Origin of the sequence: Aeromonas sp. 102P, assembly GCF_051920345.1 — a bacterium.
Classification (GTDB): Bacteria; Pseudomonadota; Gammaproteobacteria; order Enterobacterales; family Aeromonadaceae; genus Aeromonas; species Aeromonas veronii.
On sequence record NZ_JBQBCZ010000001.1, the window covers coordinates 2,938,414 to 2,962,762 of the forward strand.

22 protein-coding genes and 1 other annotated feature are annotated in these 24,349 nt (G+C 59.5%); of the genes, 10 read left to right on the plus strand and 12 right to left on the minus strand.

Annotated features, from left to right (window positions below):
* Positions 1–97 precede the first annotated feature (97 nt).
* From ACTG1K_RS13750 to ACTG1K_RS13770, 5 genes are all read right to left on the minus strand, one after another.
* On the minus strand, positions 98–976 hold the full coding sequence (locus tag ACTG1K_RS13750) for an alpha/beta fold hydrolase (RefSeq protein WP_440005738.1): 879 nt from the start codon (positions 974–976) through the stop codon (positions 98–100).
* A gap of 8 nt (positions 977–984) precedes the next feature.
* Complete coding sequence (locus ACTG1K_RS13755; RefSeq protein ID WP_440006828.1) at positions 985–1,500, minus strand: Slp family lipoprotein; 516 nt, start codon at positions 1,498–1,500, stop codon at positions 985–987.
* A 121-nt stretch (positions 1,501–1,621) separates the two neighbouring features.
* Entirely contained in the window at positions 1,622–2,323 is a 702-nt protein-coding gene (tsaB, locus tag ACTG1K_RS13760; protein ID WP_440005740.1) for a tRNA (adenosine(37)-N6)-threonylcarbamoyltransferase complex dimerization subunit type 1 TsaB, read from the minus strand.
* Between the two features lie 90 nt (positions 2,324–2,413).
* Complete coding sequence (locus ACTG1K_RS13765) at positions 2,414–4,333, minus strand: ATP-dependent DNA helicase (RefSeq protein ID WP_440005742.1); 1,920 nt, start codon at positions 4,331–4,333, stop codon at positions 2,414–2,416.
* Between the two features lie 67 nt (positions 4,334–4,400).
* Positions 4,401–4,646: a hypothetical protein gene (locus ACTG1K_RS13770; protein ID WP_323888941.1), complete on the minus strand. Its 246-nt coding sequence runs from the start codon at positions 4,644–4,646 to the stop codon at positions 4,401–4,403.
* A 187-nt stretch (positions 4,647–4,833) separates the two neighbouring features.
* Positions 4,834–4,962 (plus strand) — a sequence feature (His leader region).
* A gap of 24 nt (positions 4,963–4,986) precedes the next feature.
* Between ACTG1K_RS13770 and hisG the strand changes: the two genes are divergently transcribed.
* From hisG to hisIE, 8 genes are read left to right on the plus strand one after another with little or no spacing between them, the layout of a single operon-like run.
* Positions 4,987–5,883 (plus strand): ATP phosphoribosyltransferase, encoded by an 897-nt coding sequence (hisG, locus tag ACTG1K_RS13775; protein ID WP_076491599.1) that lies wholly within the window; start codon positions 4,987–4,989, stop codon positions 5,881–5,883.
* A gap of 12 nt (positions 5,884–5,895) precedes the next feature.
* Positions 5,896–7,221 carry a histidinol dehydrogenase gene (gene hisD / locus ACTG1K_RS13780; protein ID WP_440005745.1) on the plus strand — a complete coding sequence of 442 codons (1,326 nt, stop codon included), beginning with the start codon at positions 5,896–5,898 and terminating at the stop codon, positions 7,219–7,221.
* A complete protein-coding gene (gene hisC / locus ACTG1K_RS13785; RefSeq protein WP_440005747.1) occupies positions 7,218–8,288 on the plus strand; it encodes a histidinol-phosphate transaminase in 1,071 nt (356 codons plus the stop codon). The genes hisD and hisC overlap by 4 nt, the downstream gene beginning before the upstream one ends.
* A 15-nt stretch (positions 8,289–8,303) precedes the next feature.
* Positions 8,304–9,434 (plus strand): bifunctional histidinol-phosphatase/imidazoleglycerol-phosphate dehydratase HisB, encoded by a 1,131-nt coding sequence (gene hisB, locus ACTG1K_RS13790; protein WP_047440084.1) that lies wholly within the window; start codon positions 8,304–8,306, stop codon positions 9,432–9,434.
* Complete coding sequence (hisH, locus tag ACTG1K_RS13795; RefSeq protein ID WP_047440082.1) at positions 9,434–10,063, plus strand: imidazole glycerol phosphate synthase subunit HisH; 630 nt, start codon at positions 9,434–9,436, stop codon at positions 10,061–10,063. The genes hisB and hisH overlap by 1 nt, the downstream gene beginning before the upstream one ends.
* A 5-nt stretch (positions 10,064–10,068) precedes the next feature.
* Entirely contained in the window at positions 10,069–10,830 is a 762-nt protein-coding gene (hisA, locus tag ACTG1K_RS13800; RefSeq protein WP_440005750.1) for a 1-(5-phosphoribosyl)-5-[(5-phosphoribosylamino)methylideneamino]imidazole-4-carboxamide isomerase, read from the plus strand.
* Positions 10,830–11,603: an imidazole glycerol phosphate synthase subunit HisF gene (gene hisF, locus ACTG1K_RS13805; protein WP_103251578.1), complete on the plus strand. Its 774-nt coding sequence runs from the start codon at positions 10,830–10,832 to the stop codon at positions 11,601–11,603. Before hisA ends, hisF begins: the two co-directional genes overlap by 1 nt.
* Positions 11,596–12,246: a bifunctional phosphoribosyl-AMP cyclohydrolase/phosphoribosyl-ATP diphosphatase HisIE gene (gene hisIE / locus ACTG1K_RS13810; RefSeq protein ID WP_103251577.1), complete on the plus strand. Its 651-nt coding sequence runs from the start codon at positions 11,596–11,598 to the stop codon at positions 12,244–12,246. The genes hisF and hisIE overlap by 8 nt, the downstream gene beginning before the upstream one ends.
* Positions 12,247–12,285: 39 nt before the next feature.
* Here hisIE and ACTG1K_RS13815 read toward each other — a convergent pair whose 3' ends face one another.
* Positions 12,286–13,779: a KAP family P-loop NTPase fold protein gene (locus ACTG1K_RS13815; RefSeq protein ID WP_180993745.1), complete on the minus strand. Its 1,494-nt coding sequence runs from the start codon at positions 13,777–13,779 to the stop codon at positions 12,286–12,288.
* Between the two features lie 360 nt (positions 13,780–14,139).
* Between ACTG1K_RS13815 and ACTG1K_RS13820 the strand changes: the two genes are divergently transcribed.
* Entirely contained in the window at positions 14,140–15,429 is a 1,290-nt protein-coding gene (locus ACTG1K_RS13820; protein ID WP_368167167.1) for a diguanylate cyclase, read from the plus strand.
* A gap of 86 nt (positions 15,430–15,515) precedes the next feature.
* Here the strand turns inward: ACTG1K_RS13820 and ACTG1K_RS13825 are convergent, their stop codons facing one another.
* Entirely contained in the window at positions 15,516–17,138 is a 1,623-nt protein-coding gene (locus tag ACTG1K_RS13825) for an acyl-CoA synthetase (RefSeq protein ID WP_440005753.1), read from the minus strand.
* 234 nt (positions 17,139–17,372) lie between these two features.
* On the minus strand, positions 17,373–17,561 hold the full coding sequence (locus tag ACTG1K_RS13830) for a hypothetical protein (protein WP_005345660.1): 189 nt from the start codon (positions 17,559–17,561) through the stop codon (positions 17,373–17,375).
* A 501-nt stretch (positions 17,562–18,062) separates the two neighbouring features.
* Between ACTG1K_RS13830 and ACTG1K_RS13835 the strand changes: the two genes are divergently transcribed.
* Positions 18,063–18,602: a glycine zipper 2TM domain-containing protein gene (locus ACTG1K_RS13835; RefSeq protein ID WP_026035120.1), complete on the plus strand. Its 540-nt coding sequence runs from the start codon at positions 18,063–18,065 to the stop codon at positions 18,600–18,602.
* Between the two features lie 117 nt (positions 18,603–18,719).
* Here ACTG1K_RS13835 and xdhC read toward each other — a convergent pair whose 3' ends face one another.
* The 4 genes from xdhC to ACTG1K_RS13855 form a co-directional block, all read right to left on the minus strand.
* On the minus strand, positions 18,720–19,205 hold the full coding sequence (gene xdhC / locus ACTG1K_RS13840) for a xanthine dehydrogenase iron sulfur-binding subunit XdhC (protein ID WP_440005755.1): 486 nt from the start codon (positions 19,203–19,205) through the stop codon (positions 18,720–18,722).
* Positions 19,202–20,080, minus strand: a complete 879-nt coding sequence (gene xdhB, locus ACTG1K_RS13845; RefSeq protein WP_042062618.1) for a xanthine dehydrogenase FAD-binding subunit XdhB — start codon at positions 20,078–20,080, stop codon at positions 19,202–19,204. Before xdhB ends, xdhC begins: the two co-directional genes overlap by 4 nt.
* The gene (gene xdhA, locus ACTG1K_RS13850; protein ID WP_440005757.1) at positions 20,073–22,391 is read right to left on the minus strand and encodes a xanthine dehydrogenase molybdenum-binding subunit XdhA; all 2,319 of its coding nucleotides are present in this window, start codon (positions 22,389–22,391) and stop codon (positions 20,073–20,075) included. Before xdhA ends, xdhB begins: the two co-directional genes overlap by 8 nt.
* Before the next feature lie 374 nt (positions 22,392–22,765).
* On the minus strand, positions 22,766–24,067 hold the full coding sequence (locus ACTG1K_RS13855; protein WP_180343373.1) for an NCS2 family permease: 1,302 nt from the start codon (positions 24,065–24,067) through the stop codon (positions 22,766–22,768).
* Positions 24,068–24,349 lie beyond the last annotated feature (282 nt).

Consider the following 24,349-nt stretch of genomic DNA (forward strand, 5'->3'; position numbering starts at 1 on the left):
GCACATATTTACACAGCGCAACATCAATTAACAGCAAATTAACAACAGAAAAATGTGAGGGAGAAAACAAACCTGGAATTATTGAAAGCTGGCGATTCTACCGAACTTGACAAAACTTTACGATACAAACGGCCGTATCAACCGAATTTTCCATATGAAAATGGTGGTTTCCACCCAATATGACCCGCTCGATCTGCTGGAAGGCATCCTGACGGGCCTGCCATTGGGCTTCAAGTGCAGCAAAGCCCTGCTCCCCCTGAATCAACAGCACAGGACAACGGATAGCTGCCATCAGTGCCCGGGCTTGTCCTTCGCTCATTCTCAGGGGCGACAGATCCCGCAAACGGGGATCGCTGCGCCAGTGCCAGCGCCCGGCCCTCATCTCAAGCTGCCGTTCACAGATAAGACGCGCCGCCTGCGGCGTGATATCCGCCACTTTGCAACGAGCGGCGACAGCCTCATCGATGGAGGCAAAGCCGTTGGCACTGCGCTCCCGAGTGCGACTGCGGTTTAAAATCGCACGTCGCAACTGGGCAGGTACCTCCTCATCGGGCTGGCTCAGCGGCCCCAGCCCCTCCAGCATGATCAACCGCTCCACCTGTTCGGGGAACACCCCGGCATAGGCGGAGGCGATCAACGCCCCGAGGGAGTGACCGAGCAGAGTGAAGCGCGACCACCCTGCCGCTTGCACGATCTGGTAGAGATCGTCCAGCCAGTCGACAAAAACATAAGGGGTGGTCTTGTGATCGGAGTGACCGTGCCCCGGCAGATCGACACAGATGAGGTGAAAATCCCCCAGATGGGGCGCCAGCGGCAAGAAGCTGGCACTGTTGTCGAGCCAGCCATGCAGGGCGATCAGCAGCGGTTTGCCCTGCCGATCATGCTCAACGGATTGATTCTCCAGCAAGGCCACCTGCCGACCATCTGCCAGGGTTAGCAGACGTTCGTACAGAGTGCTTTTGATGCTGTTGATCATAGCAAGCCTTAGCGACGCAGCGGCCGTCTCGGCCAGAAGGGATCATAGAAGGGGTCGTAGTAGAAGTAGGGGTCCATATAGCGAACCTCTACCTCCTTGACTGGCGGCCACAGCTTGCTGCGCGTCACATTGAGCACCGAGAAGCGGTACTTGTGCTCGCCAATCTGGCTATCAACCGGTTGGCCTATGGTGCCAAGCACCGTCAGGCTGCGCCCCTTGGCATAGAGGGTCGGGTCGACAAAACCCTTCATGATGGCCAGAAAACGGCCCGGGCTCTGCTCGGTCTGCTCCGGCACACCGTTGGACTTGAGCGGCAGATAGACCACTTCAATAACGCTCTGATCCGCCTTGTTGTGCACCGCCGAGATAACGCCGCTCCAGCGGGCCGGTTTGCCCTCCATCCCGCCAAGGGCGGGCTGATAGGCCACCAGCTGGTTTTCTGGCTCATAGGCCAGCTCTTTGGGGAGCGAGCTGCAGGCCCCGAGCAGCAGAGCCAGCGCCCCGACCACCATCCCGCGTTTCATCTTGTCGCTTCTGGTATTACGCATCATGTCACTCTCCTGTTGCCGGCGTGGCCCGTCGAGCCACACGCTGGTGTTGCAGCTGATGAGCGGCAAGAGCGACATGACGTCAGTGCTCCTGCCCTTATTCGCGACCCGGCAGTTTTTTCCAGGTCACCTTGTCACGCAAATAGACCGGCGTTGCTTGTTCAACCGGTACCGCCTCCCCCGCCAGCCAGGCGGCGCGGGCCAGCGGCAGCATGTCCTCTGCCGCCGGGAAGCGCACCTGACTCTCCGCCAGCTCATCGGCCAGACCACTCAGGGTCTCGCCATAGGTTTCAAAACCGGTGCCGACGCAGGTCACAGGGCCCGCCAGCTTGCCACGGACGTCAACCAGTGCCACGGGCTCGCTCACCACCTCGTCACCCACCAGTTGCATGCGGCCATCAATTAGCTCATAGCGGCCGAAATAGACCTCGTTCATCCGCGCATCGATGGCGGTCAGCACCTGCTGGGCGCCATCCAGTCGATAGGCACCTTGCGCCATGGCGGCCAGGGTCGAGATGCCGATCAGCGGCACACCCGCACCAAACGCCAGCCCCTGTGCCACACTGATGCCGATCCGCACGCCGGTAAAGGAGCCCGGGCCGCGGCCGAACGCGATGGCATCGAGGTCACTCAAACTTATCCCGGCATCCTCTAACACAGCCTGAACCATGGGCAGGATTTTTCGGGTGTGATCCCGCGGCGCCTCCTCCCAGCGGGAGAACAGCTTGTCACCCACCAGCAAGGCGGCGGAGCAGGCTTCGGTGGCGGTATCTACGGCCAGGATCTTCAACTCGTTCATGCTTTCCAATCTCTATAAAATCAGTCAATTACATAACCGGCAAGCGAGATATGCTCACCCGTTGTTCAAATCTGTTAGCTGGCGGCACACTTATTCACCGCGTTCAGTGCGATCGAAAAAACTCCCCAACGTTCCCAACTCCCGGGTGCGAGGGATGGCGGGCAGACTCTTGATAAAAGTGGCGCCGTAAGGTTTGTTGACCATTCGTGGATCACAGATCACCAGCACCCCGTGATCACTGCGATCACGAATAAGCCGCCCCACCCCCTGTTTGAGGGCAATCACCGCCTTGGGCAACTGCAGCTCGGCGAAGGGATCACCCCCCTTGAGCTTGCAATCATCCACCCGCGCCTTGAGCAGCGGATCATCGGGGCTGGCAAACGGCAGTTTGTCGATGATAACACACGACAACGCAGCCCCTCTCACGTCGATCCCCTCCCAGAAGCTGCTGGTCGCCACCAGCACGGCACGGCCATTCTCGACAAACGCCTTGAGCAGCCGCTGCTTGTTGTCCTCCCCCTGCAGCAAGACGGTACGGCCAATCTCCCGGCGCAGCACCTCGGCCACCTGGCGCATCACCTGATGGCTGGTGCAGAGGAAGAAACAGCCCCCCGGCGTCTTGTTGATAAGCGGGATCATCAGATTGGCCAACTGCTCGCCACGACCAAAGGCGTTGGGCTCCGGCAGATAGCGGGGCACACAGAGCCGCGCCTGCTCGCCATAGTCGAACGGACTGTCGAGGATCAGCTCGGCGCTGCCCGCCAGCCCCAGCTCGGCTTTGAAGTGATCAAACCGCATATCCACCGTCAGGGTGGCGGAGGTGAAGACCCAGGCCACTTCCGGTCTTTGCACCTCGGCACTGAATCGCTCGGCCACCGATAGCGGCGTCAGATTGAGGGTGAAATGAAGCCGTGAGCAATCGTACCAGTAGGAGAAACCGGTCTGATTGACCGCCAGCACTTCACCCAGGCGGGTGCGCAGTTCACTGATGCGCTCGAAGGCGTGATCCAGCTGCTCGCCACGGCCGAGAGCAAGTTTCAGCACTTCGTAGCAAAGCCCGATGGCGTCGTTAAGACGAGCCAGGGCCTGCCCCCAAAGCGGCTGGCGCAACATGTCGCGGGTATTGCCGCGACCGCCATCCACTCCGAAGGCGAGCCGTAAATCCTGACTGGCGATGGCAAGCCTGTCCGCCGCCTTGCCGAGCTGAGCCATGTCGTGGGCCTCAGCCCGATAGGCCAGCTGGATATCCTGCGCCAGATCCTGAATCGTTCGGCTGCCCACCGACTTGCCGAAGTAGTTGGTGGCGATCTCCGGCAGCTGGTGTGCCTCGTCAAAGACATAGACTTGCGCCTCCGGCACCAACTCGCCAAATCCGGTGTCTTTCACCGCCATATCGGCGAAGAATAGGTGGTGGTTGATCACCACCACCTGGGCATCCATGGCGCGGCGTCGGGCCACCACCAGATGGCAGTCGTCGTAATAGGGGCAGTCGCGACCGAGACAGTTATCGTTGGTGCTGGTGACGTGGGCGAGGATCTCAGCGTTCTCCTGCAATCCCGGAATATCCCCCACATCGCCGTTATCGGTGGCGGTAGACCAGGATTTGACCTTCACCAGATCGTTGAGGATTTCAGGCTTTTGCAGATGAGATTCGCTCAAGAGCCGGTTCATCCGCTCGATGCAGAGATAGTTGCTGCGCCCCTTGAGCAGGGCCACCGGCGGGGTGTAGGAGAGCGCGCCGGTAATGGTCGGGAGATCCCGATAGAAGAGCTGTTCCTGCAGATTTTTGGAGCCGGTGCTGATCACAACCCGCTTGCCGGATTCCAGCGCAGGCACCAGATAGGCGTAGGTCTTGCCGGTACCGGTTCCTGCCTCAACCAGCAGACGGCCACCACTCTTGATGGCGCGCGCGACCGCTTCGGCCATCTCCAGTTGGGGAGCGCGGGCTTTGAAACCGTCGATATGGCTGGCCAGAGGGCCATCTGGCTTGAACAGGGTCTGGATGGTCAAAAGGGCGTCCCGCAGCAAAAGCGGCCATTATGCCAAAAGCGCGGCAAAAGCGGGACAGATAATCTGCCTAGACGAACAGATCGATCTGATGCTCGGGGTCCGGCTTGTGATCACCCTCCTCCGCCTTGAGCTGATCACGCTTGGCTGGCGTGTTATATGCCTGCTGGCGCTGCTGGGAATCACTGTTGTCAGTGCTGGTCTTGCGCAGCTGATGCTTCTTGCTGATCTGGTTCACTTCCCGCTTGATCTCTTCGCTGCCGGGCGCAGCGGGCGCCCGGGGCAAAATGGGGAACAACAGGTCCTGGCTGGGCATGATGGCGACTCCTGCAGGGGTTATTGTCTAGTTATCGACCAGAAAACCGTTTTCGCCACTTTAATCGATCAAATCACAATTTCGGGTTGCATTTTCTGTCAAGGCAGGTAGTTTAAATCAGGCGTCAATTACGACATCTTATTTTGTAAAGGATTGATTACATGAAGTTCACCACCCTGAAGACTCATCACCACCATCATCATCCCGACTAGTCTTTCAGGAGGTTGACTGCTGGAGGACACTTAACTGGTGACTTCCAAAAGGACCGCAAGATTCATAAACCCTCGGAAGCACCCACTTCCGAGGGTTTTTTCGTTTTTGACTAGAAGGAAATCGAGCAATGGAAACACAACGTCTACGTATCGCCATGCAAAAGTCCGGTCGTCTGAGCCAGGACTCCCAAGCCCTGTTCAAGAGCTGTGGCCTCAAGATCAACCTGCGCGAGCAGCGACTTATCGCCCATGTCGAGAACATGCCCATCGATATCCTGCGGGTGCGTGATGACGACATCCCGGGTCTGGTGATGGAAGGGGTGGTCGACCTTGGCATCATCGGCGAGAACGTGCTGGAAGAGGTGCAGCTTATTCGCGCCTCCCAAGGCCTCCCCTTCGAGGTCAAAACCCTCAAGCAGCTGGACTTTGGTGGCTGCCGCCTCTCGCTGGCGGTACCGGAAGATGTGACCTACACAGGGCCACAGAGTCTGGCGGGGAAGCGCATTGCCACCTCCTACCCGGGGCTGCTCAAGCGCTTCTTCGACGAAAAAGGGCTCGGCTTCAAGAGCGTTATGCTGGGCGGCTCGGTGGAAGTGGCACCCCGAGCGGGCTTGGCTGATGCCATCTGCGATCTGGTCTCCACCGGCGCGACGCTGGAAGCCAATGGCCTGAAAGAGGTAGAGGTGATCTACCGCTCCAAGGCAGTGCTGGTACAGGCCCCCAACCCCTTGTCCGATGCCAAGCAACAGCTCATCGACAAACTGCTGCCCCGCATTCAGGGGATGCAGCAGGCCCGCGAGAGCAAGTACATCATGCTGCACGCCCCCAAAGACAAGCTCGATGCCATCACCGATCTGCTGCCAGGTGCCGAGCGTCCCACCATCATGCAGCTGGCCGGTGACACCAATCAGGTGGCCCTGCACGTCGTATCCAGCGAGACCCTGTTCTGGGAGACCATGGAGCAGCTCAAGGCCCTCGGTGCCAGCTCCATTCTGGTGCTGCCCATCGAAAAAATGATGGAATAAGGAAGGGATATCATGCAGACCCTGATCTGGAAGACCCTCTCCCCTGCCCAGCAGGCCGACGTGCTGACCCGACCGGCCTTGAGTGACGAGGCCGATATTGGCGCCGTAGTGCGGGATATCATCGCCGCGGTGCGTAGCCGTGGCGAGGAGGCCCTGCGCGAGCTGAGCCAGCGCTTCGAACGCGCCCCCCGTGAGCAGTTGCGCGTCAGCGAAGTCGAGATTGAAGCTGCCTGTGCGCGGCTGGATGACGAGATCAAAAATGCCATCGAAGCGGCCATTGCCAATATTCGCACCTTCCACGCCGCACAACTGCAGCCGGTGGTGCGGGTGGAAACCCAGCCCGGGGTGGTGTGCGAGCTGCGCACCCAACCCATCAGCCGGGTCGGCCTCTATGTGCCGGGGGGCAGCGCGCCGCTCCCCTCCACCGTGATGATGCTGGCCATTCCAGCAGCTATCGTCGGTTGCCGTGAAGTGGTGCTCTGCACCCCGTCCCCCGCCAGCGACGAGATCCTGTTTGCCGCCCGCGCCTGCGGCGTCGAGAAGGTGTTCGCCATCGGCGGCGCCCAGGCCATCGCGGCTATGGCTTACGGCACCGAGAGCATCCCCAAGGTGGACAAGATCTTCGGCCCGGGCAACGCCTATGTGACCGAAGCCAAGGGGCAGGTCTCCCGCGACTGGCGCGGCGCCGCCATCGACATGCCCGCTGGCCCCTCCGAGGTGCTGGTGATCGCCGACGAGAGCGCCAACCCCGCCTTCGTGGCAGCGGATCTGCTCTCCCAGGCCGAGCACGGCCCCGACAGCCAGGTGGTGCTGGTCACTACCTCGCCCCTGCTGGCCGATGCCATCGCAGGGGAAATAAAAAGCCAGCTGGCCAAGTTGAGCCGGCGTGATATCGCCGCGCAGGCGCTGGGCTCAAGTCTGGTGATCCTCTGTGACGATCTGGCAGAAGCCTGCGCCATCTCCAACGCATATGCGCCGGAGCACCTGATCGTGCAGACCCGCGCCCCGCGCGAGCTGCTGGACCAGCTTGAGAACGCCGGCTCCATCTTTCTGGGAGCATGGACCCCCGAGTCGGTCGGCGATTACGCCAGCGGCACCAACCACACTCTGCCTACCTATGGCTATGCCCGCACCTGCTCCAGCCTGGGCCTTGCCGATTATCAGCGCCGCTACACGGTGCAGGAGCTGAGCGCCGAAGGTATTCGCGGCCTTGGCCCCATCGTCGAGCGCATCGCTGAGGCCGAAGGGCTCGATGGCCACAAGAACGCCGTGACGCTGAGATTGAACGCCCTGGCCGCCGCGCCCCAACCAACAGCACAGCAGAAGGATTTGTCATGAGCATTGCCAATCTGGCGCGCCGCGTGGTGCGGGCCCTCACCCCTTATCAATCCGCCCGCCGCATCGGCGGCAAGGGCCACGTCTGGCTCAACGCCAACGAGGCGCCGCAGGCTTATCCCTTTACCATCGAGGGGAGCCGCCTCAACCGCTACCCCGAGTGCCAACCGGCCGAGGTGGTGAACGGCTATGCCGCCTACGCCGGGGTCAATCCGGATCAGGTGCTGGTGAGTCGCGGCGCCGACGAGGCCATCGAGCTGCTTATTCGCACCTTCTGTGAAGCGGGTGAAGATCAGATCCTCATCTGTCCGCCCACCTACGGCATGTACGCCATCAGCGCCGAGACCTGTGGCGTCGGTATCGTCGAGCAGCCGCTGACCGCCAGCCGTCAGCCTGACTGGCCCGCCATTGCCGATCGCCTCAGCGATGTGAAACTGGTGTTTCTCTGCTCCCCCAACAACCCCACCGGGGATTTGGTGGGTCGCGACGGCCTTATCGCTTTGCTGGAGAAAGCTAGGGATCGCGCCATCGTGGTGGTGGACGAAGCCTATATCGAGTTCTGCCCCGAGGCGTCCGTGGTGGACCTGCTGGCCCGCTTCCCCAATCTGGTGGTGACCCGCACCCTCTCCAAGGCTTTTGCCCTGGCGGGGATCCGCTGCGGCTTTACGCTCGCAAGCCCCGAGGTGATCGCCATGCTGGCCAAGGTGATCGCCCCCTATCCCATCCCCGAGCCCATAGCCCAGATCGCGACGCAGGCCCTCTCCCCCATGGGGCTGGAGCTGATGCGCGAGCGAGTGATGGAGCTCAACAAGCAAAAAGCCACCTTCAAGGCAGAGCTGACAAAGCTTGCCTGCGTAAGGGAAGTATTCGAGGACAAGGGCAACTTCGTGCTGGTGCGCTTTGTGGATGGCACCGCCGTCTTTGCCGCCATGAAGGCCGCCGGCATCATACTGCGGGATTTCTCCAGCAAGCCGGGTCTGGACAACAGCATTCGCGTCACCATCGGCTATCAGGGCGAGATGGATGCCGTGCTGGCGGTATTGCGTGACCTGCCCTCTCCCTCTTTTTAAGACAAGGATGTAGCGATGAAGACCCCTTTTTTGTTTATCGACCGCGACGGCACCCTGATTGAAGAGCCGGTGACCGACAAGCAGGTGGATAGCCTCGCCAAGCTGCGCTTCGAGCCCATGGTCATTCCGGTGCTGCGCGAGTTGCAGGCCGCTGGTTACGTGCTGGTGATGGTGACCAACCAGGACGGACTGGGCACCGCCAGCCTGCCGCTGGAGAACTTCCAGCCACCCCACAACCTGATGATGCACCTGTTTGAATCGCAAGGGGTGAAGTGGGAGCAGGTGCTGATCTGCCCGCACTTTCCCACCGACGGCTGCAGCTGCCGCAAGCCCCACCTCGGGCTGGTGAAAGAGTATCTCGCCTCCGGTCGTATCGACTTTGCCAACTCCTTCGTTATTGGTGATCGCCAGACCGATCTGCAGCTGGCCGAGAACATGGGCATTGGCGGTATTCGCTACCACCCGCAGGATCACGACTGGCTCGCCATCCGTGATCAGCTGTTGTCCAAGGGGCGCGTAGCCTCGGTGGAGCGTAACACCAAGGAGACCCGCATTCAGGTAGCGCTGGATTTGGACAAGAGCGGTGGCAACCAGATCGCCACCGGTATCGGCTTCTTTGATCACATGCTGGATCAGATTGCCACCCACGCCGGTTTCCAGCTCAAGCTGAACGTCAGTGGCGATCTGCATATCGACGATCACCACACGGTAGAAGATGTGGGGCTGGCGCTGGGTCAGGCACTGCGTCAGGCCCTTGGCAACAAGCGCGGTATCGGCCGTTTCGGCTTCGTGCTGGCGATGGACGAGGTGCAGGCGGTGATCGATGGCCGCCCGCGTGCGGATGAAGAGACCCCGCTGACCGAGCAGGAGGTGAGCACCGCGCTTGATCTCAGCGGCCGCCCCTACTTCGTGTTTGACTGCCCGAGTGGCTTTGGCCGTGACAAGGTGGGCGAGATGGCCACCGAAATGGTGCCCCACTTCTTCCGCTCGCTGTCGGACGCCATGGCCATCACTTTGCAAATGAAGGTAGGCAGCGGTAACACCCACCATCAGGTGGAGGCGCTCTTCAAAGGCTTTGGCCGCGCCCTGCGTCAGGCCATCCGGGTGGAAGGGAGCGAGCTTCCCTCCAGCAAGGGAGTGCTGTGATGGATGTGAGCAAGCAGAAGCTGGTCATTATCGATACCGGCTGCGCTAACCTGGCCTCGGTCAGAATGGCGTTCGAGCGCCTCGGCGTGCAGCCGCTGGTCTCCAGCCAGGCAGCCGATATCGAGCAGGCGGACAAGCTGATCCTGCCCGGTGTCGGCACCGCGGTGGCCGCCATGAAGAATCTCAACGAACGGGGGCTGGTGCCCCTTATTCGCGCCGCCAAGCAGCCGCTGCTGGGCTTTTGCCTCGGCATGCAGATGCTGGCTGAGGCCTCCGAAGAGAGCATGGGCAAAGAGAGTTCGCCAGATACGCTTATCGACTGCCTTGGCATAGTGCCGGGCAAGATCCGGCTGATGGAGGTCGGCAATCTGCGCCTGCCCCATATGGGCTGGAACCAAATTGAGCATGACGAGACCCACCCTCTGCTCAAGGGGATCCCGAGCGGCAGCTACTTCTATTTCGTGCACTCCTATGCGCTGGAGGTAACCGAAGCGACGCTGGCGACCTGCGACTACGGCAACCCTTTTACCGCGATTGTGGCCCATGACAACTTCTTTGGTGCCCAATTCCACCCGGAGCGCTCAGGCGCAGCCGGTGCCCGTTTGCTGCAAAATTTTCTGGAGCTGTGACTAACATGATCATTCCCGCAATTGACCTTATCAACGGTCAGGTAGTTCGCCTCTATCAGGGGGATTACGAGCAGAAGACCGAATACAGCAGCAGCCCGCAGGCCCGCTTCGATGAATATGTCTCCCAGGGGGCGGTGCAGCTCCATCTGGTGGATCTGGACGGTGCCAAGGATGCCAAGGCGCGCCAGCTGCCCCTGCTGACCCAACTGCTGTCGGCCACCGAAGTACCGGTTCAGGTCGGTGGCGGCGTGCGCACCGAGCAGGATGTGGCGGATCTGCTGGCCGCCGGCGCCTGCCGGGTGGTGATTGGCTCCACCGCCGTCAAATCCCCGGATCTGGTGGCAAGCTGGATGGAGAAATATGGCCCCGAGCAGATCGTGCTGGCGCTGGACGTCAATATCGATGAGCAGGGCAATCGCCATATCGCGGTAGCAGGCTGGCAGGAGAACAGCGGCGTGACCATCGAGGCGCTGATCGAGCGCTTCCTCCCCGCCGGGCTCAAGCATGTGCTCTGCACCGATATCAGCCGTGACGGCACCCTGGCTGGCACCAACGTCGAGCTTTATCGTGATCTCTGCGCCCGCTACCCGAGCGTCGCCTTTCAGGCCTCCGGCGGCATTGGCGGCATCGCGGATATCGAGGCGCTCAAGGGCTCCGGCGTCAAGGGGATCATCCTTGGCCGTGCCCTGCTGGAGGGCAAATTCTCGGTGGGTGACGCCATCGCCTGCTGGCAAGCACCCGCAGCCGATACCAGAGGAGGCAACTGATGCTGGCAAGACGCATTCTTCCCTGCCTCGACGTGAAAGATGGCGTGGTAGTCAAGGGGGTGCAGTTTCGCAATCACGAGGTGATGGGCGGCATTGTCGAACTGGCGCGCCGCTACGCCGAAGAGGGCGCTGACGAGCTGGTGTTCTATGACATCACCGCCTCCAGCGATGCCCGGGTAGTGGACAAGAGCTGGGTGAGCCGGGTAGCTGAGGTGATAGATATTCCCTTCTGTGTCGCCGGTGGCATCAAAAGCGTGGAGGATGCCCGCCAGATCCTGGAATTTGGCGCCGACAAGGTCTCCATCAACTCCCCGGCCCTTGCCGACCCGACTCTGATCAGCCGACTGGCCGAGCGCTTTGGCGTGCAGTGCGTGGTGGTGGGCATTGACTCCTACTTCGACGCCGAAACGGGCCACTATCAGGTCAAACAGTTTACTGGTGACGAGAGTCGCACCCGCACCACCGCCTGGCACACCCTCGACTGGGTGCAGGAGGTGCAAAAGCGCGGCGCGGGCGAAATCGTGCTGAACGTGATGAATCAGGACGGCATGCGCCAGGGTTATGATCTCGACCAGCTCAAACTGGTACGCAGCGTCTGCAAGGTGCCGCTGATTGCCTCCGGCGGCGCCGGTGCCATGGCGCACTTTCGCGATGCCTTCACCCTCGCCGATGTGGACGGGGCGCTAGCCGCCTCTGTATTCCACAAGGGTCTTATCCCCATTCCCGAATTGAAACGCTGGCTGAAAACCGAAGGAGTCGCCATCCGTGAATAACTTCTCTGAAAATGCACCAACCACCGCCAGCGCGCGCCCCCTTGCCGAGCAGCTCGACTGGGAAAAGTGTGACGGCATGATCCCCGCCATCGTCCAGAACGCCGCCAGCGGCGAGGTGCTGATGCAGGGCTTTATGACCCGCGAGGCGCTGGAAAAGACCCAGACCACCGGTCAGGTCACCTTCTTTAGCCGCAGCAAACAGCGGCTGTGGACCAAGGGTGAAAGCTCGGGCAATGTGCTCAAACTCGTAGCCATCAGCACCGACTGCGATCAGGACTCTTTGCTGATTGCCGCCAACCCCGTCGGCCCCACCTGCCACAAAGGGACAACCTCCTGCTTCCATGGTCACCCGCTGCCGCCCCTCGGTTTTCTGGCAGAGCTGGAACAGATCCTGGCCGCCCGCAAAGGGGCCGATCCGGCCACCAGCTACACCGCCAGCCTCTACGGCAAAGGGACCAAGCGGATCGCTCAGAAGGTCGGTGAGGAAGGTGTTGAGGTGGCGCTGGCCGCCATGGCCAAGGATCGGGAGGAGCTCATCAACGAATCAGCCGATCTGCTCTACCACCTGACCGTGCTGCTGCAAAACGAGGGGCTGGGGTTACAGGATGTGGTACAGCGGCTTTATAAGCGGCATAACAAATAAATTCTCTTATTACTTAACGGGCTTTTTAGCCCGTTAAGTTCATTCAAATGATATGGCTAACTCAACCAAATCCCGGTATATAGACATATCCACTCGTGATTTTTTACGTAAACACGAATTAAGAACACCTTCCTTTAATTTCTCTGAAAAGACTTCCGCACTAATTGATTTATATTTTTCATCAAACTCCTTAACATCACTTTTTAATTTGCTATCAATATTTTGATACTCACCTAAGTAACCAAGCAAGTAGTTTCTAACAAGGTCTCTAATAGGAACTTGGTATACACCTTGTCTAAATGCACCATTACAGTCATTTTCCATTTTAATACTGACTGTGCCAGAAATATTATTCATACCGTGTAGCTTAATCTCATTAAGCTTAATAGCTGATATAAATGAATGACTACGCTCCGATGAAATTATTGTCTCATAGTCAGATAGCTTTATTTCATGCAAGGCTATAAGATAAACAAGAAAAACAATATTAATAGAGTCATCTTTCATATTCACAAGTACTAGCAACGACCTATCAATAAGTTTCTCAGTGCTTCTTAATGAGAGCTGACAAGCATCAGCTATAGCTGAAATTATATCGTTCAAAGAACCTACATTCAGGCCTTTAGGCCATATATTTTCAAAAATATTGCTATCGAGGTAACTTGCATCAGATAAGTGGCTTTCAACAAAATCATGCCTTGAACAGCTAAGCATACTGAATCGCCTATTAAAAAAACGACTTAGATATGTATATGCATCAAACTCTAAACCATAAATTACTTTTACGGCATGTTGAAGTTGTTCTGTATCTGTAGCCAACACAAAGACCACTTTGGGTACATCGAATATATGCTTGATGGTCTCAAGCATCTCTACTGCATAAGAGGGGCGACAGCGATCCAGCTCATCAATCAAAATAAATGCGGGATAATCCAGCTCTCCTTCACTTAAACCAACAGCTCCCTCAACCCATTGCCGAATTTCTTGTTTAAGATACTGGATAGATTCATAACGCTCTTTATGATTGCTACAAAGCGTATCCACCAGCTTATCTGCGTCTTCGCCTTCCACAGAAAAATCACCATCTTCAAGTCCAGCTTTTTTAATAGCAGACTTGAGCACCAATTTTCCGCCCAGCTTGAGCAAACCCAATAGCTTGGGCTTGATGCCATCAGGTATGGAAACCTTATTTCCTGTTGCATCTTTCAATTGATCGATAATCGATGAAATAACCGTCAATAAAGGATCATCGGAAAAGTCCTGCTGCCAAGCATCGATATAGACGGTGGGATAGTGCGCTTTCAGCTCCATATACCAGCGCTTGATAAACCAGGTTTTACCCGCCCCCCACTCGGCATTGAGGTTAAGCACATAGTTGCGCTGCTTGCCTTCGGCGGCGAGGTAGTTGGTCAGAAATTCGGCATAGCGGGCACGATCAAGCCGATCGGCACTCAAGATCTCTTCGCTACCCGCAATAGCCCCCGGCCCGTCCCACTGAACTGCGTCATCCCAATTAAACGGTGCCACTGCCATCTCGTATCTCTCCATATTGCGTTGCTGAGGATGATATCAGGGGCACAGTGAAAATAGTTTGATTAAAGACCTGTTTGTTGCCCTTTCTGCCGCTCGGGCTGGCGTATTTGACTGCCGGGCAATTGCTCTGCTGCTGGCCCACGATGCCGGGCCGATATAGGTGGGACGGTTATCTGCATAGCCACGGACTCAGTTGATTTCCTTTGACCACACCAACAATGACAATCGTGTGACATGGCGCAGAACTTGCGGAAATAAACGCGAAACCTGACCTGTTCGGTGCTTTATTTAAAGCTGTTGATCTCTATTGCGCGTCTTGTTCAACCGACCCATCGTAGCGACCCAAGGATGGCTAGCCCCATGAAGGATGAACCGTTCTCTATCCAGTTACAGCATGAGCTGGATCACCTCAAAGCCATCTTCAACGAGACGGACGCCTACATGTTTACCAAGGATCTGGCGGGCCGTTACACCTATGCCAATCAGGCGGTGCTGGATCTCTTTGGCTGCACCCTCGCCGAGTTGCAGGGGCAGGATGATCGGGCCTTTTTTGATCTCGAATTCTCCGACACCATTCAACGCAACGACCGGTTGGTACTGGAGCAGCAACTCGCCATCGCCCAGGAGGAGATCAACTACCTCAAATCCACCGGGGAAAAGCGCTGCTACTGGACAGTTAAAAAGCCCATCCATGACAAGGATGGCAACCTGATCGGCCTGTGCGGCATCTCCACCGATATCACCGAACACAAGCTGATTGAGGCCCGCATGGCGGAGCAGCATCAGCTGCTGGAAATCATCCTCGCCAACGTGGATGCCCATATCTATATGAAGGACAGCCTGCACCGCTTTCTCTACGTCAACCAAAAGGTCGCCGATCTGCTGGGCCTTCCTGCCGAGCAGATCATCAATCGGCGCGATGATGAGGTGATCCCGGCTGCCAGCGCCTGCCAGCTGTGGCGGCTGGACAACCGGGTATTCGAAACCGGCGAGCTGCAAGCCGGGGAAGAGATGCTGACCGATCCCGAAGGCAATCAGCACTACTACTGGTCGGTCAAGGTGCCCTTTCTGCTGGGGGATGGCACCCCGACCCTGATCGGGATCTCCTCCGACATTACCGAACTGCACCAGCTCAAGGAGCAGCTACACCAGAAGTCGGTGCGCGATGGCCTCACCGGTCTCTACAACCGCCGTTTCTTTTTCGAACTGTGCGAGAAGAACCTCAGTCTGGACATGCGCCACCACCTCACCTCGGTGCTGATGGTGCTGGATGTGGATCAGTTCAAGTGCATCAACGATCGCTTCGGGCATCCCCTTGGGGATAGCGCGCTGATGCATCTAGGCAGGGTGATGCAATCGGTGCTGCGCAGCGAAGATGTGTTGGCCCGCATCGGTGGTGACGAGTTTGCCATCTTGCTACCCAACACCACCCTCTCGGCCGCCGCATCTCTGGCCGAGCGGCTGCGCCTGCAGGTGATGCAAAGCCCGCTGCCCTTGCCCGATGGGGATAAGCTGGTTATCACCATCAGCGCCGGACTGGTGGAAAATGGCGAGGGGGAGCTGATGGAGAGCCTCTACGTCCGCGCCGATCAGATGCTCTATCAGGCCAAACAGAGCGGCCGCAACTGCGTTGCCTGCAAGGCTCCCTAGCCACACAATGGGAGGGCCAGCAGCCCTCCAGACCCCTTGTATCTCCCTCCTATGAATGGCTGTGCTGGCGCCTTACGAACAGACCGCTACCCCAGCTGTTTGCGCAACACGAATTTTTGCACCTTGCCGGTCGAGGTTTTCGGCAGCGGGGTGAAGATGATGCGTTTGGGGGCCTTAAAGTGGGCCATCTGCTCCCGGCAAAAGGCGATCAGCTCCGCCTGGGTGGTCTCTCGCCCCTCTTTCAGTTTCACGAAGGCGCAGGGCACCTCCCCCCACTTCTCATCGGGCATGGCGATCACCGCCGCTTCGTCCACATCGGGATGGCGATAGAGCACATCTTCCACCTCCAGACTGGAGATATTCTCCCCGCCGGAGATGATGATGTCTTTGGATCTGTCCTTGATCTCCACATAACCATCCGGGTGCCATACCGCCAGATCGCCACTGCGAAACCACCCCTCCGCCATCGCCTCGGCACTGGCCGCCGGATTTTTCAGATAGCCTTTCATCACCACATTGCCGCGCAGCACTATCTCCCCCATGGTTTTGCCATCCTTGGCTACCAGCTCGCCACTGACCGGATTGATAACCCGCATCTCCCCCTGCAGAGGCGACGCAACCCCCTGACGCGCCTTGAGGCGGGAGAGCGCAGTGGCATCCTGACCTTGCCAGCTTCTTTGCGGTTCGCACAACACGCAGGGGCCATAGGTTTCGGTGAGGCCATAGACGTGGGTCACGGCGATCCTCATCGCCTCCATCCCGGCGATCACGGTGGCGGGCGGCGCAGCGCCGGCGGTCATCACCTTGATGGGGTGATCCAGCCCCTGCTTGAGCGCCGGATCGGCATTGTTGAGCATATTGAGCACGATGGGCGCCGCGCAGAAGTGGCTCACCTTGTGCTCGTGCAGCGCCTCATAAATGGCGGCCGCCTGCACATGGCGCAGGCAGACGCTCACCCCAGCGGTGGCCGCCAGCGTCCAGGGGAAACACCAGCCGTTGCAGTGAAACATCGGCAATGTCCAGAGGTAGACGGGATGTTTGGGCAGCTCCCAGGAGAGTACGTTGTTGATGGCGTTGAGGTGGGCGCCGCGATGGTGATAGACCACCCCCTTGGGGTTGCCGGTAGTGCCGGAGGTGTAGTTAAGGGAGATGGCCTGCCACTCATCCTCTGGCAACCAGCCGGGCTCATCGCCGTTACCAGTGGCAATAAAGGCCTCATAGGTCAGTTCACTGACAAGCGCCCCTTCCCGGTAAAGGGGATCGTCGATGGCGATGACCAGCGGTTGGCGCTCCAGCAGATCCAGCGCCTTGCGCACCACGGCGCCGAACTCCCTGTCCACCAGCACCACCTTGCTCTGGGCATGCTGGAAGATAAAGGCCATCGACTCGGCATCGAGCCGGGTATTGATGGTGTTGAGCACGGCGCCGCTCATGGGCACCCCGAAGTGGGCTTCAAACATCGCCGGGATATTGGGCGCAACGATGGAGACGGTATCCCCCTCCCCGATACCGCTAAGCCGCAGGGCCGAGGCCAGCTGGCGGCAACGGCGGGCGGTCTCGCCCCAGCTCTGGCGCAGCGGGCCGTGGATCAGCGCCGGATAGTTGGGATAGACCAGCTCCGCCCGCCCCAAAAAGCTGATGGGGGTCAGGGCTTCGAAATTGGCGGCGGTTTTGGCAAGGTCGCGCTCATAGATGTTCTGCACTGTCATCGGATTCCTTCCTCACAGGTGGCACAAAACGGGCAGTTTCGGGATGATTCAGAGATCAGCAAGCGACATGGGCATCCTGCCCGTCACTGGTCTCTTATGGGGATGACAGCCTAACAGTGAGCCTGCGGCGGCAGGTATTAGCAAAACGTCTTAGAGGAAGAGCGGAAGAGGTATTCGGTGCGAGTTCGGGCAAGCGAGCCCCCGCCAATGGCGAAGGCTTTACCTCAATCATCGTTAGTGGCGTACCCGCCCCTGCTGGCGGAAGCAGTAGAGCTTGAGGCTGATGTCGGCGATATCGGCGGGAAGCTCCTCTCCCTGCTCGGCCAGGGGTCGGTAGAGGGATGAGAGCAGACGTTCGGCCTGCTGCACCGTGATGATGTTGGCCTGGATGGCCGGGGTGATCCAGCTGGGTAACATTGACATATCTCCCCCTCGTTGATCCGGTGATCTCGGGTGAACATCTTCATTTCAGGTCTTACGCCGTTGTCTGCCGACCCGCTCACCCTCTGCTTCACCCAATCAAAGCAAAATGCTTGCCGTGATCTCTTATCGGCCAACATCCGATGGGGCTGGAGCCATTTATCAACCACTTGCGTGGCCATCTCAACGAACAGAGCCCTTGTTCAAGACCTCCCTTGACCTGCCCCCGTCAGCACTTTGCCACTCTGGCATTCTGCTCACCGCCCGCCTTGCAAATTGCGACTCGAATTGCTCCTTATCACACTGGCAAAGCCCGCCATACGCCGGAAACTGGTCACTTTTAGTCCGTTGTCGCCAAAGTCAGACACTTTTTCATGGTGGCTGATTTTTGACCTTGCCAGCGCCTGTCGCAGACCCATCCCCCTCGCCTTGTCCGGCCAACCGGTTGTGACAAGATGGCGCCAGATTGGAAGAGCCCGTATGGGTATGTAGGAGAACAACAAGATGAACAGATCCATGATGGCAGGTATCGGTATTGGCATCGCCTCGGCCCTAGCGCTCTCGGCGGCGGCCAGCGGCTCCCTCTTTACACCCCAGCCCACCTTTGCCGAGGTGATCGCCAGCAAGCCGATCACCGAGACCATCAAGACTCCCCGCCAGGAGTGTCGCAACGTCACCGTGACTCACCGCAAGCCGGTACAGGATGAGCACAAGATCCTCGGCACCGTGGTGGGCGCGGCGCTGGGTGGCGTGGTTGGCCACCAGTTTGGCGGCGGCAGCGGCAAGAAGGTAGCCACCGCAGCCGGGGCGGTCGCGGGGGGTTATGCCGGTAATCAGGTGCAGGGCAATATGCAGGCGGGCGATACCTACACCACCACCGAGCAGCGCTGCAAGACCGTGCAGGATACGAGCGTCAACACCATTGGTTATGACGTGACCTATCGCCTCGCAGGTCAGGAGGGGGTGATCCGCATGAAGCAAGCCCCCGGCGCCACCATTCCTGTCAAGGATGGCAAATTGGTGATCGACCAGCCAAAAGTGTGATGTCTCCTGACCCCACTCAGCAGCAGGCCCGCCTCTTTCGAGGCGGGCCTGTGTTTTTGGGCGGCTTGACTTCCTTTTTTCAAACAACGGCACGCACCACTCACGGCCCCCGAACTATCACCCTTTGCAGCACTTCTTCACCGCCCGTACCACGTTCTGATAACCGGTACAGCGGCAGAGGTTGCCCGACAGCCCGCGGCGGATCTCCGCATCGGTCAGCGGACGGCGTTCGGTCTTGTCGAGCAGGGCCGCACTCGCCATCACGAGGCCCGGGGTGCAAAAACCGCACTGCACCGCCCCCTCGTCGATAAAGGCCTGCTGCACATCGGAAAGCTCGTTGCCCTGCCACTCCCCCTCCACGGTACGAATGGATTTGCCATCGGCCCACACCGCCAGATAGAGGCAGCTGTCGATAGCGGTGCCATTCACCCGCACGGTACAGGCGCCGCACTCACCGACACTGCACCCCTCTTTCACACTGATCAGCCCCTGCCCGCGCAGGAAGTGAAGCAGCGACATGGTAGGCGGCACAGCGTAGGAGTATGGTTTGCCGTTGATCTCGCACTGGATCTCCACGGCGGGACAGCTTTGCGGTTGCATCATAGGATCTTGCCTCCGGCACGTTCGACGGCGCAGGCGACCACCCGCTGCGCCAGGGTTTTGATAAGGTGCAGGCGAAACTCCTTCTCTGCCCGCCAGGAGGATCGCGGCGCCACATCGGCTACCACCGCCTCGGCAATCGCAGCCAGTGTGGCGCGAGTCAGGGGTTGCCCTTCGGCCGCCGCTTCTGCGTGCGGGGTACGCACCGGGGTCGGGGCCGCCACCCCATAGGCCAGCCGCAGACTCTTGAAGTGACCATCCTCAATCTGACAGTAGGCGGCGCAGCCGATGGTGGCGATATCCATGGCATCGCGCATGGCGTATTTGAAGTAGTGGGAGCCCACATGGGGGTGAGAATCCGGGGCGAAATGAAACGCCACCAGGATTTCTGCCGGTTGCAGCGCCACCTTGCCGGGGCCGGTGTGAAAACCGGCGATGGGGATGCGGCGTGTGCCATCGGGCCCCGCAATTTCAAGCTCTGCTTCCAGCGCGACAGTCGGCGCTGCCGAGTCGGCACTGGTGGCGCCGTTACAGATGTTGCCGCCATAGGTGGCAACGTTGCGGATCTGCGGGCCGGCGATGGTGGCAGCCGCTTCCGCCAGCATCGGCAGGCGACGCTGCACCAGCTCGTTTTCGATGATCTCGGTAAAAGTGGTGCCAGAGCCGATGCGGATCGACCCATCAGGCAACTCGCTCACCCCTTTGAGCTCGGGCAAGTCGTGAATATCGACGATATGGCGATAGGCGGCGTTGAGGTGATGCAGCTGGATCATCACATCGGTGCCACCGGCCAAGAGGCGCGCCTCGGGGTCGGCCTGACGCAGGGCGACCGCCTCGGCGACACTGTGCGCCTTGTAGTAACGGGCAATATCAAACATGGTGTTGCTCCTCCCCTGATCCCTCGCCAATCAAACCCGCGGCGACAAACTCCCGGAACAGGGTTTTGGGGGTGATGGGCAGCTCGTTGATGGCCACTCCGGTCGCCATGCGAATGGCGTTACGGATGGCGGGGCCAGGCGAGATAATGGGCGGTTCCCCCAGTGATTTGTGGCCATAGACCGACTGGGGTTCATAGGTCTGCACGAAGTCGCATTCCAGCTCGGGCAAATCCAGCATGGTGGGGAACTTGTAGTCGAGCAGGTTGGGGTTGCGCACCACGCCGGTCTTGGCGTCGATGATCATCTCCTCGAACAGGGACCAGCCGATCCCCATCCCCATGCCGCCATGCACCTGCCCCTCCGCCAGCTGTGGATTGAGGATCTTGCCTGCATCGTGCAGGTTGATGATGCGATTGATGGTCACCTTGCAGAGATCGATATCAACGCTGAGATCGACAAAGGTACAGCCGAAACTGGGCGGGTTGGTGGTGGTCTTGTGGGAGACCTCGGAGGTGATCTGACCGCCGATAGTGAGGTGGTAGTAGGCGTTGACCGACACCTCGGCCACGCTGATCAGTACCTTGTCCGGCGCACCGGCCAGCACCACGTAGCCGTCGATCAGGGTCAGCGACCCTACATCCTGATGGCAGAGCTGGGCCGCCAGCGAGAGGATGCGGGCCCGCAACTGCAGCGCCGCCTGATGGATGGCTGGGGCCGCCACATAACTCTGGCGCGAGGCGAACGAGCCCGGATCATAGGCGGTGATGTCGGTATCCTGAGTCGAGATCACCCGGATCTGCTCAAACGGAATGCCTAACGTCTGGGCCGCCATCTGGGCAAAGACGGTGTCCGACCCCTGCCCTATCTCGGTGGCACCGATCTGCAGATTGACGGTGCCATCCTGATTGAGCAGCATGCGTGCGCCAGCAATTTCGACCCCCACCGGATAGGTGTTGGAGCCGTAGCTGAAACAGGCCACCCCGATGCCACGGCGCACCCGACTCGCAGGATCCTGCGCCAAGCACTCGGCCTTGAGTCGATCCCACTCGAACATCTCGCGGCCACGCAGCAGGCAGTCCGGCAACCCGGCGCTATAGATGGTCTTCTGGTTGACCTGATTGACGTCCCCTTCCCGCGCCACGTTGGCGATACGCACTTCGAGCGGGTCTAGCCCGAGTTCGGCGCAAGCGTCATCCAGCATGCATTCGAGGGCAAAAATCACCTGCGGCGCGCCGTAACCGCGCATGGCACCGGCGGTGGGCAGGTTGCTGTAGAAGGTTTTGGCGTCATAACCGAAGGCGCTGCGCGGATAGAGGTAGCTGATCTTGTTGCCACCGGCGCTGGCGATGGAGTGGCCATGGGAGGCATAGCCGCCGGTGTTGGAGAGCACGTCGAGCTGATAGCCCTTTAGGGTGCCGTCGCGGTTGAGGCCCATTTTGCCATCGATGGCAAAGCCGTGGCGGGTACGGGAGGCAAAGAAACACTCCTCCCGGCTCAGGGTCACCTTGACCGGCACGCCGCCAAGCTTGTAGCTCAAAAACGCCGCCATCGGCTCTTCCAGCACATCCTGCTTGTTGCCAAAGCCGCCGCCCATATAGGGTTTGATCACCCGCACGCTAGACCAGGGCAGGCCGAGGGACTTGGCCACCCGGCTGCGCACTATCTGGGGGATCTGGGTACTGCTGACGACGATGATGTGGTCCGGCTGATCCATGTAGGCGTAACAGGTCACCGTCTCCAGATGGCAGTGCTGCACCACCGGCGTCCGGTAGTGCCCCTGAAACTGCAGATCTGCCGCCGCAATGGTCTGCTCCGGGTCATTGGCGCGAAGCTGGCTTTGGCGCAGCAGATTGCCGCTCGGGTGGATGGGATAGGCTCCGTCGGCCAGCGCACTTTCAGCATCCGTCATCACCGGCAGTGGCTCGTAGGTTACCTTGACCAGGGCGGCAGCCTTCTCGGCCACCAGCGGATCGCGGGCCACGACTATGGCGACCCCATCACCAAAGTGGCGTACATGGTCGGTGAGCAGACGGCGGTCTTTCACATCCCGTTTGGCCTCATCGAGGGACCAGGCGTGACCGGCAGTGCGAAAGCAGGTGGTGGGCACATCCTCATGGGTAAACACGGCTTCGACCCCGTGCAGGGCCAGCGCCTCGGTCGCATCGATGGCAAGCACCTTGCCGTGGGCAATATTGCTTCGCACGTACTTGGCGTGGCGCATCCCGAGCATGATGTTGTCATCGGTATAGCGAGCGCTGCCGGTCACCTTGGCCTCGGCATCCACCCGCTTGAGCGGTAATCCTATGGACATATGCAAGTCCTTTTTCGAATGGAAAAATCTGGAACCGGCATAAAAAACAGCAAGATATGCGCCTGTTTCCCGCCATCGTCAGGAGAATGGGGAGAAGTGTGAAGGAGATCCCATCTAGCCCGCGTTTGTTGGCTCGCAGCAACAAGCCAGGGGCAGCCTCTGAGCAAACGGGGCACATCAGCGGTGAAAAAAGCGGCAGAGCGAGGAGAGCAAGGGTGGGAGCCTATCAATCTGGTAGGGGGATTTATCAAAATGGTATCGAGATGGCCCCCCAACTGCGGAGACGGCCGAGGCGTGATGCCTGCGTGGGCGGGCTAAAAATAACAGGCATAAAAATGGGGCCGCCAGAGCGACCCCAAACGGGCGGGTTATCCCTAAATAGCCCACCCCCCAGCATAAAAAAGCACCAGCGCCAGGGCGATGACCACGGTGCCGACGTTGAGCTTGTGCCACTCCTTGGAGCAGATGCGGCCGATCACCAGCGAGCTGAAGCCAAGCATGATGCCGGTGACGATATTGCAGGTGAGTACGATAAAGACCGCACAGACTAGCCCGGACATGGCGCCGACAAAGTCATCGAAATCGAGTTTGGTGACGTTGCTCAGCATCAAGAGCCCCACATACATCAGTGCCGGCGCCGTGGCATAGGCGGGCACCAGATAGGAGAGCGGCGAGAGGAACAGCATCAGCAGGAAAAGACCACCGACCACGGTCGCGGTGAGGCCGGTTTTGCCCCCCGCCGCCGTGCCCGCGGCCGATTCGATATAGACGGCAGCGGGGGCCGCCCCCACCAGACTGGAGAAGATGCTGCTGACCGAGTCGGCACTCAGCGCCTTGCCGCTGTTGATGATGTGACCATCCTTATCCAGCAGGTTGGCCTGCCCCGCCACGGCGCGGATGGTGCCGGTGGCATCGAATACCGCTGTCATCACCAGCGCCAGCACGCTGGGCAACACCAGCGGCGAGAGGGCCCCCATGATATCCAGACTGAAGATGAGGGACTTGCCCTGATCGTCCGAGAGGCTCGGCAGGGCGAACAGTCCCTGATACTTCACCGCCGGATCGAAAATCAGGCCGAAGATTGAGATGGCGATGATCACCAGCAGGATCCCCCCCGGTACTCTCAGCTTCTCCAGCCCGAAGATCACCGCAAGGCCGATCAGGGACATGATGACCGGCATGGAGGTAAAGGCCCCCAGCGCCACCGGCAACCCCTCAAGCGGGTTCTTGATCACCAGCCCCACCCCGTTGGCGGCGATAAGCAGCAGAAAGAGACCAATCCCGATGCCGGTGCCATGGGCAATTCCCATCGGCAGGTTGTCGAGGATCCAGCTACGCACCCCGGTCACCGAGATGGCGGTAAACAGCACCCCCATCAGGAAGACGGCCCCCAGCGCCACCGGAATGGGGATCTGCTGCCCCAGCACCAGACTGAATGCAGTAAACGCCGTGAGGGAAATAGCGCAACCGATGGCCATCGGCAGCTTGGCCCAGAGCCCCATCAAGAGCGAACCGAACCCCGCCACCAGACAGGTGGCGACAAACACGGCGCCGGGGGGAAAGCCCGCCTTGCCGAGCATGCTCGGCACCACTATCACCGAGTAGACCATGGCAAGGAAGGTGGTGAGGCCCGCCAGCACCTCCTGTCTGACGTTGCTGCCCCGCTCGCTGATCATAAAGTAGCGATCAAGAGCCGTGAGCGGCTGTTGCTTTGCTGCGCTCTGGCTGGCGTCATCATTGGCCAGCTGTTCCACGCTGTTTGTCCTGCTGTTTGCTTGGGTCATACCCAACTCCTTCACACGCGCCTGAATGTTCCATGACGAAATGGCGACAGGATCTGCGGGTCTGCCTCGCGCCAGTCTGATGAGAAACAGGCGATGGTGGCAGAGGATGCGACAGACAGACCAGGGCTGGCAGCCTTGACTCAAACGTTTGCCTTGCTGGTCAAAAAAACCGGG

Coding starts and splice junctions, on each gene's coding strand:
- ACTG1K_RS13750 (WP_440005738.1), bottom strand. CDS start 976: ATGATCAACAGCATCAAAAGCACTCTGTACGAACGTCTGCTAACCCTG.
- ACTG1K_RS13755 (WP_440006828.1), bottom strand. CDS start 1,500: ATGAAACGCGGGATGGTGGTCGGGGCGCTGGCTCTGCTGCTCGGGGCC.
- tsaB (WP_440005740.1), bottom strand. CDS start 2,323: ATGAACGAGTTGAAGATCCTGGCCGTAGATACCGCCACCGAAGCCTGC.
- ACTG1K_RS13770 (WP_323888941.1), bottom strand. CDS start 4,646: ATGCCCAGCCAGGACCTGTTGTTCCCCATTTTGCCCCGGGCGCCCGCT.
- hisG (WP_076491599.1), top strand. CDS start 4,987: ATGGAAACACAACGTCTACGTATCGCCATGCAAAAGTCCGGTCGTCTG.
- hisD (WP_440005745.1), top strand. CDS start 5,896: ATGCAGACCCTGATCTGGAAGACCCTCTCCCCTGCCCAGCAGGCCGAC.
- hisC (WP_440005747.1), top strand. CDS start 7,218: ATGAGCATTGCCAATCTGGCGCGCCGCGTGGTGCGGGCCCTCACCCCT.
- hisB (WP_047440084.1), top strand. CDS start 8,304: ATGAAGACCCCTTTTTTGTTTATCGACCGCGACGGCACCCTGATTGAA.
- hisH (WP_047440082.1), top strand. CDS start 9,434: ATGGATGTGAGCAAGCAGAAGCTGGTCATTATCGATACCGGCTGCGCT.
- hisA (WP_440005750.1), top strand. CDS start 10,069: ATGATCATTCCCGCAATTGACCTTATCAACGGTCAGGTAGTTCGCCTC.
- hisF (WP_103251578.1), top strand. CDS start 10,830: ATGCTGGCAAGACGCATTCTTCCCTGCCTCGACGTGAAAGATGGCGTG.
- ACTG1K_RS13815 (WP_180993745.1), bottom strand. CDS start 13,779: ATGGCAGTGGCACCGTTTAATTGGGATGACGCAGTTCAGTGGGACGGG.
- ACTG1K_RS13820 (WP_368167167.1), top strand. CDS start 14,140: ATGAAGGATGAACCGTTCTCTATCCAGTTACAGCATGAGCTGGATCAC.
- ACTG1K_RS13825 (WP_440005753.1), bottom strand. CDS start 17,138: ATGACAGTGCAGAACATCTATGAGCGCGACCTTGCCAAAACCGCCGCC.
- ACTG1K_RS13830 (WP_005345660.1), bottom strand. CDS start 17,561: ATGTCAATGTTACCCAGCTGGATCACCCCGGCCATCCAGGCCAACATC.
- ACTG1K_RS13835 (WP_026035120.1), top strand. CDS start 18,063: ATGAACAGATCCATGATGGCAGGTATCGGTATTGGCATCGCCTCGGCC.
- xdhC (WP_440005755.1), bottom strand. CDS start 19,205: ATGATGCAACCGCAAAGCTGTCCCGCCGTGGAGATCCAGTGCGAGATC.
- xdhB (WP_042062618.1), bottom strand. CDS start 20,080: ATGTTTGATATTGCCCGTTACTACAAGGCGCACAGTGTCGCCGAGGCG.
- xdhA (WP_440005757.1), bottom strand. CDS start 22,391: ATGTCCATAGGATTACCGCTCAAGCGGGTGGATGCCGAGGCCAAGGTG.
- ACTG1K_RS13855 (WP_180343373.1), bottom strand. CDS start 24,067: ATGATCAGCGAGCGGGGCAGCAACGTCAGACAGGAGGTGCTGGCGGGC.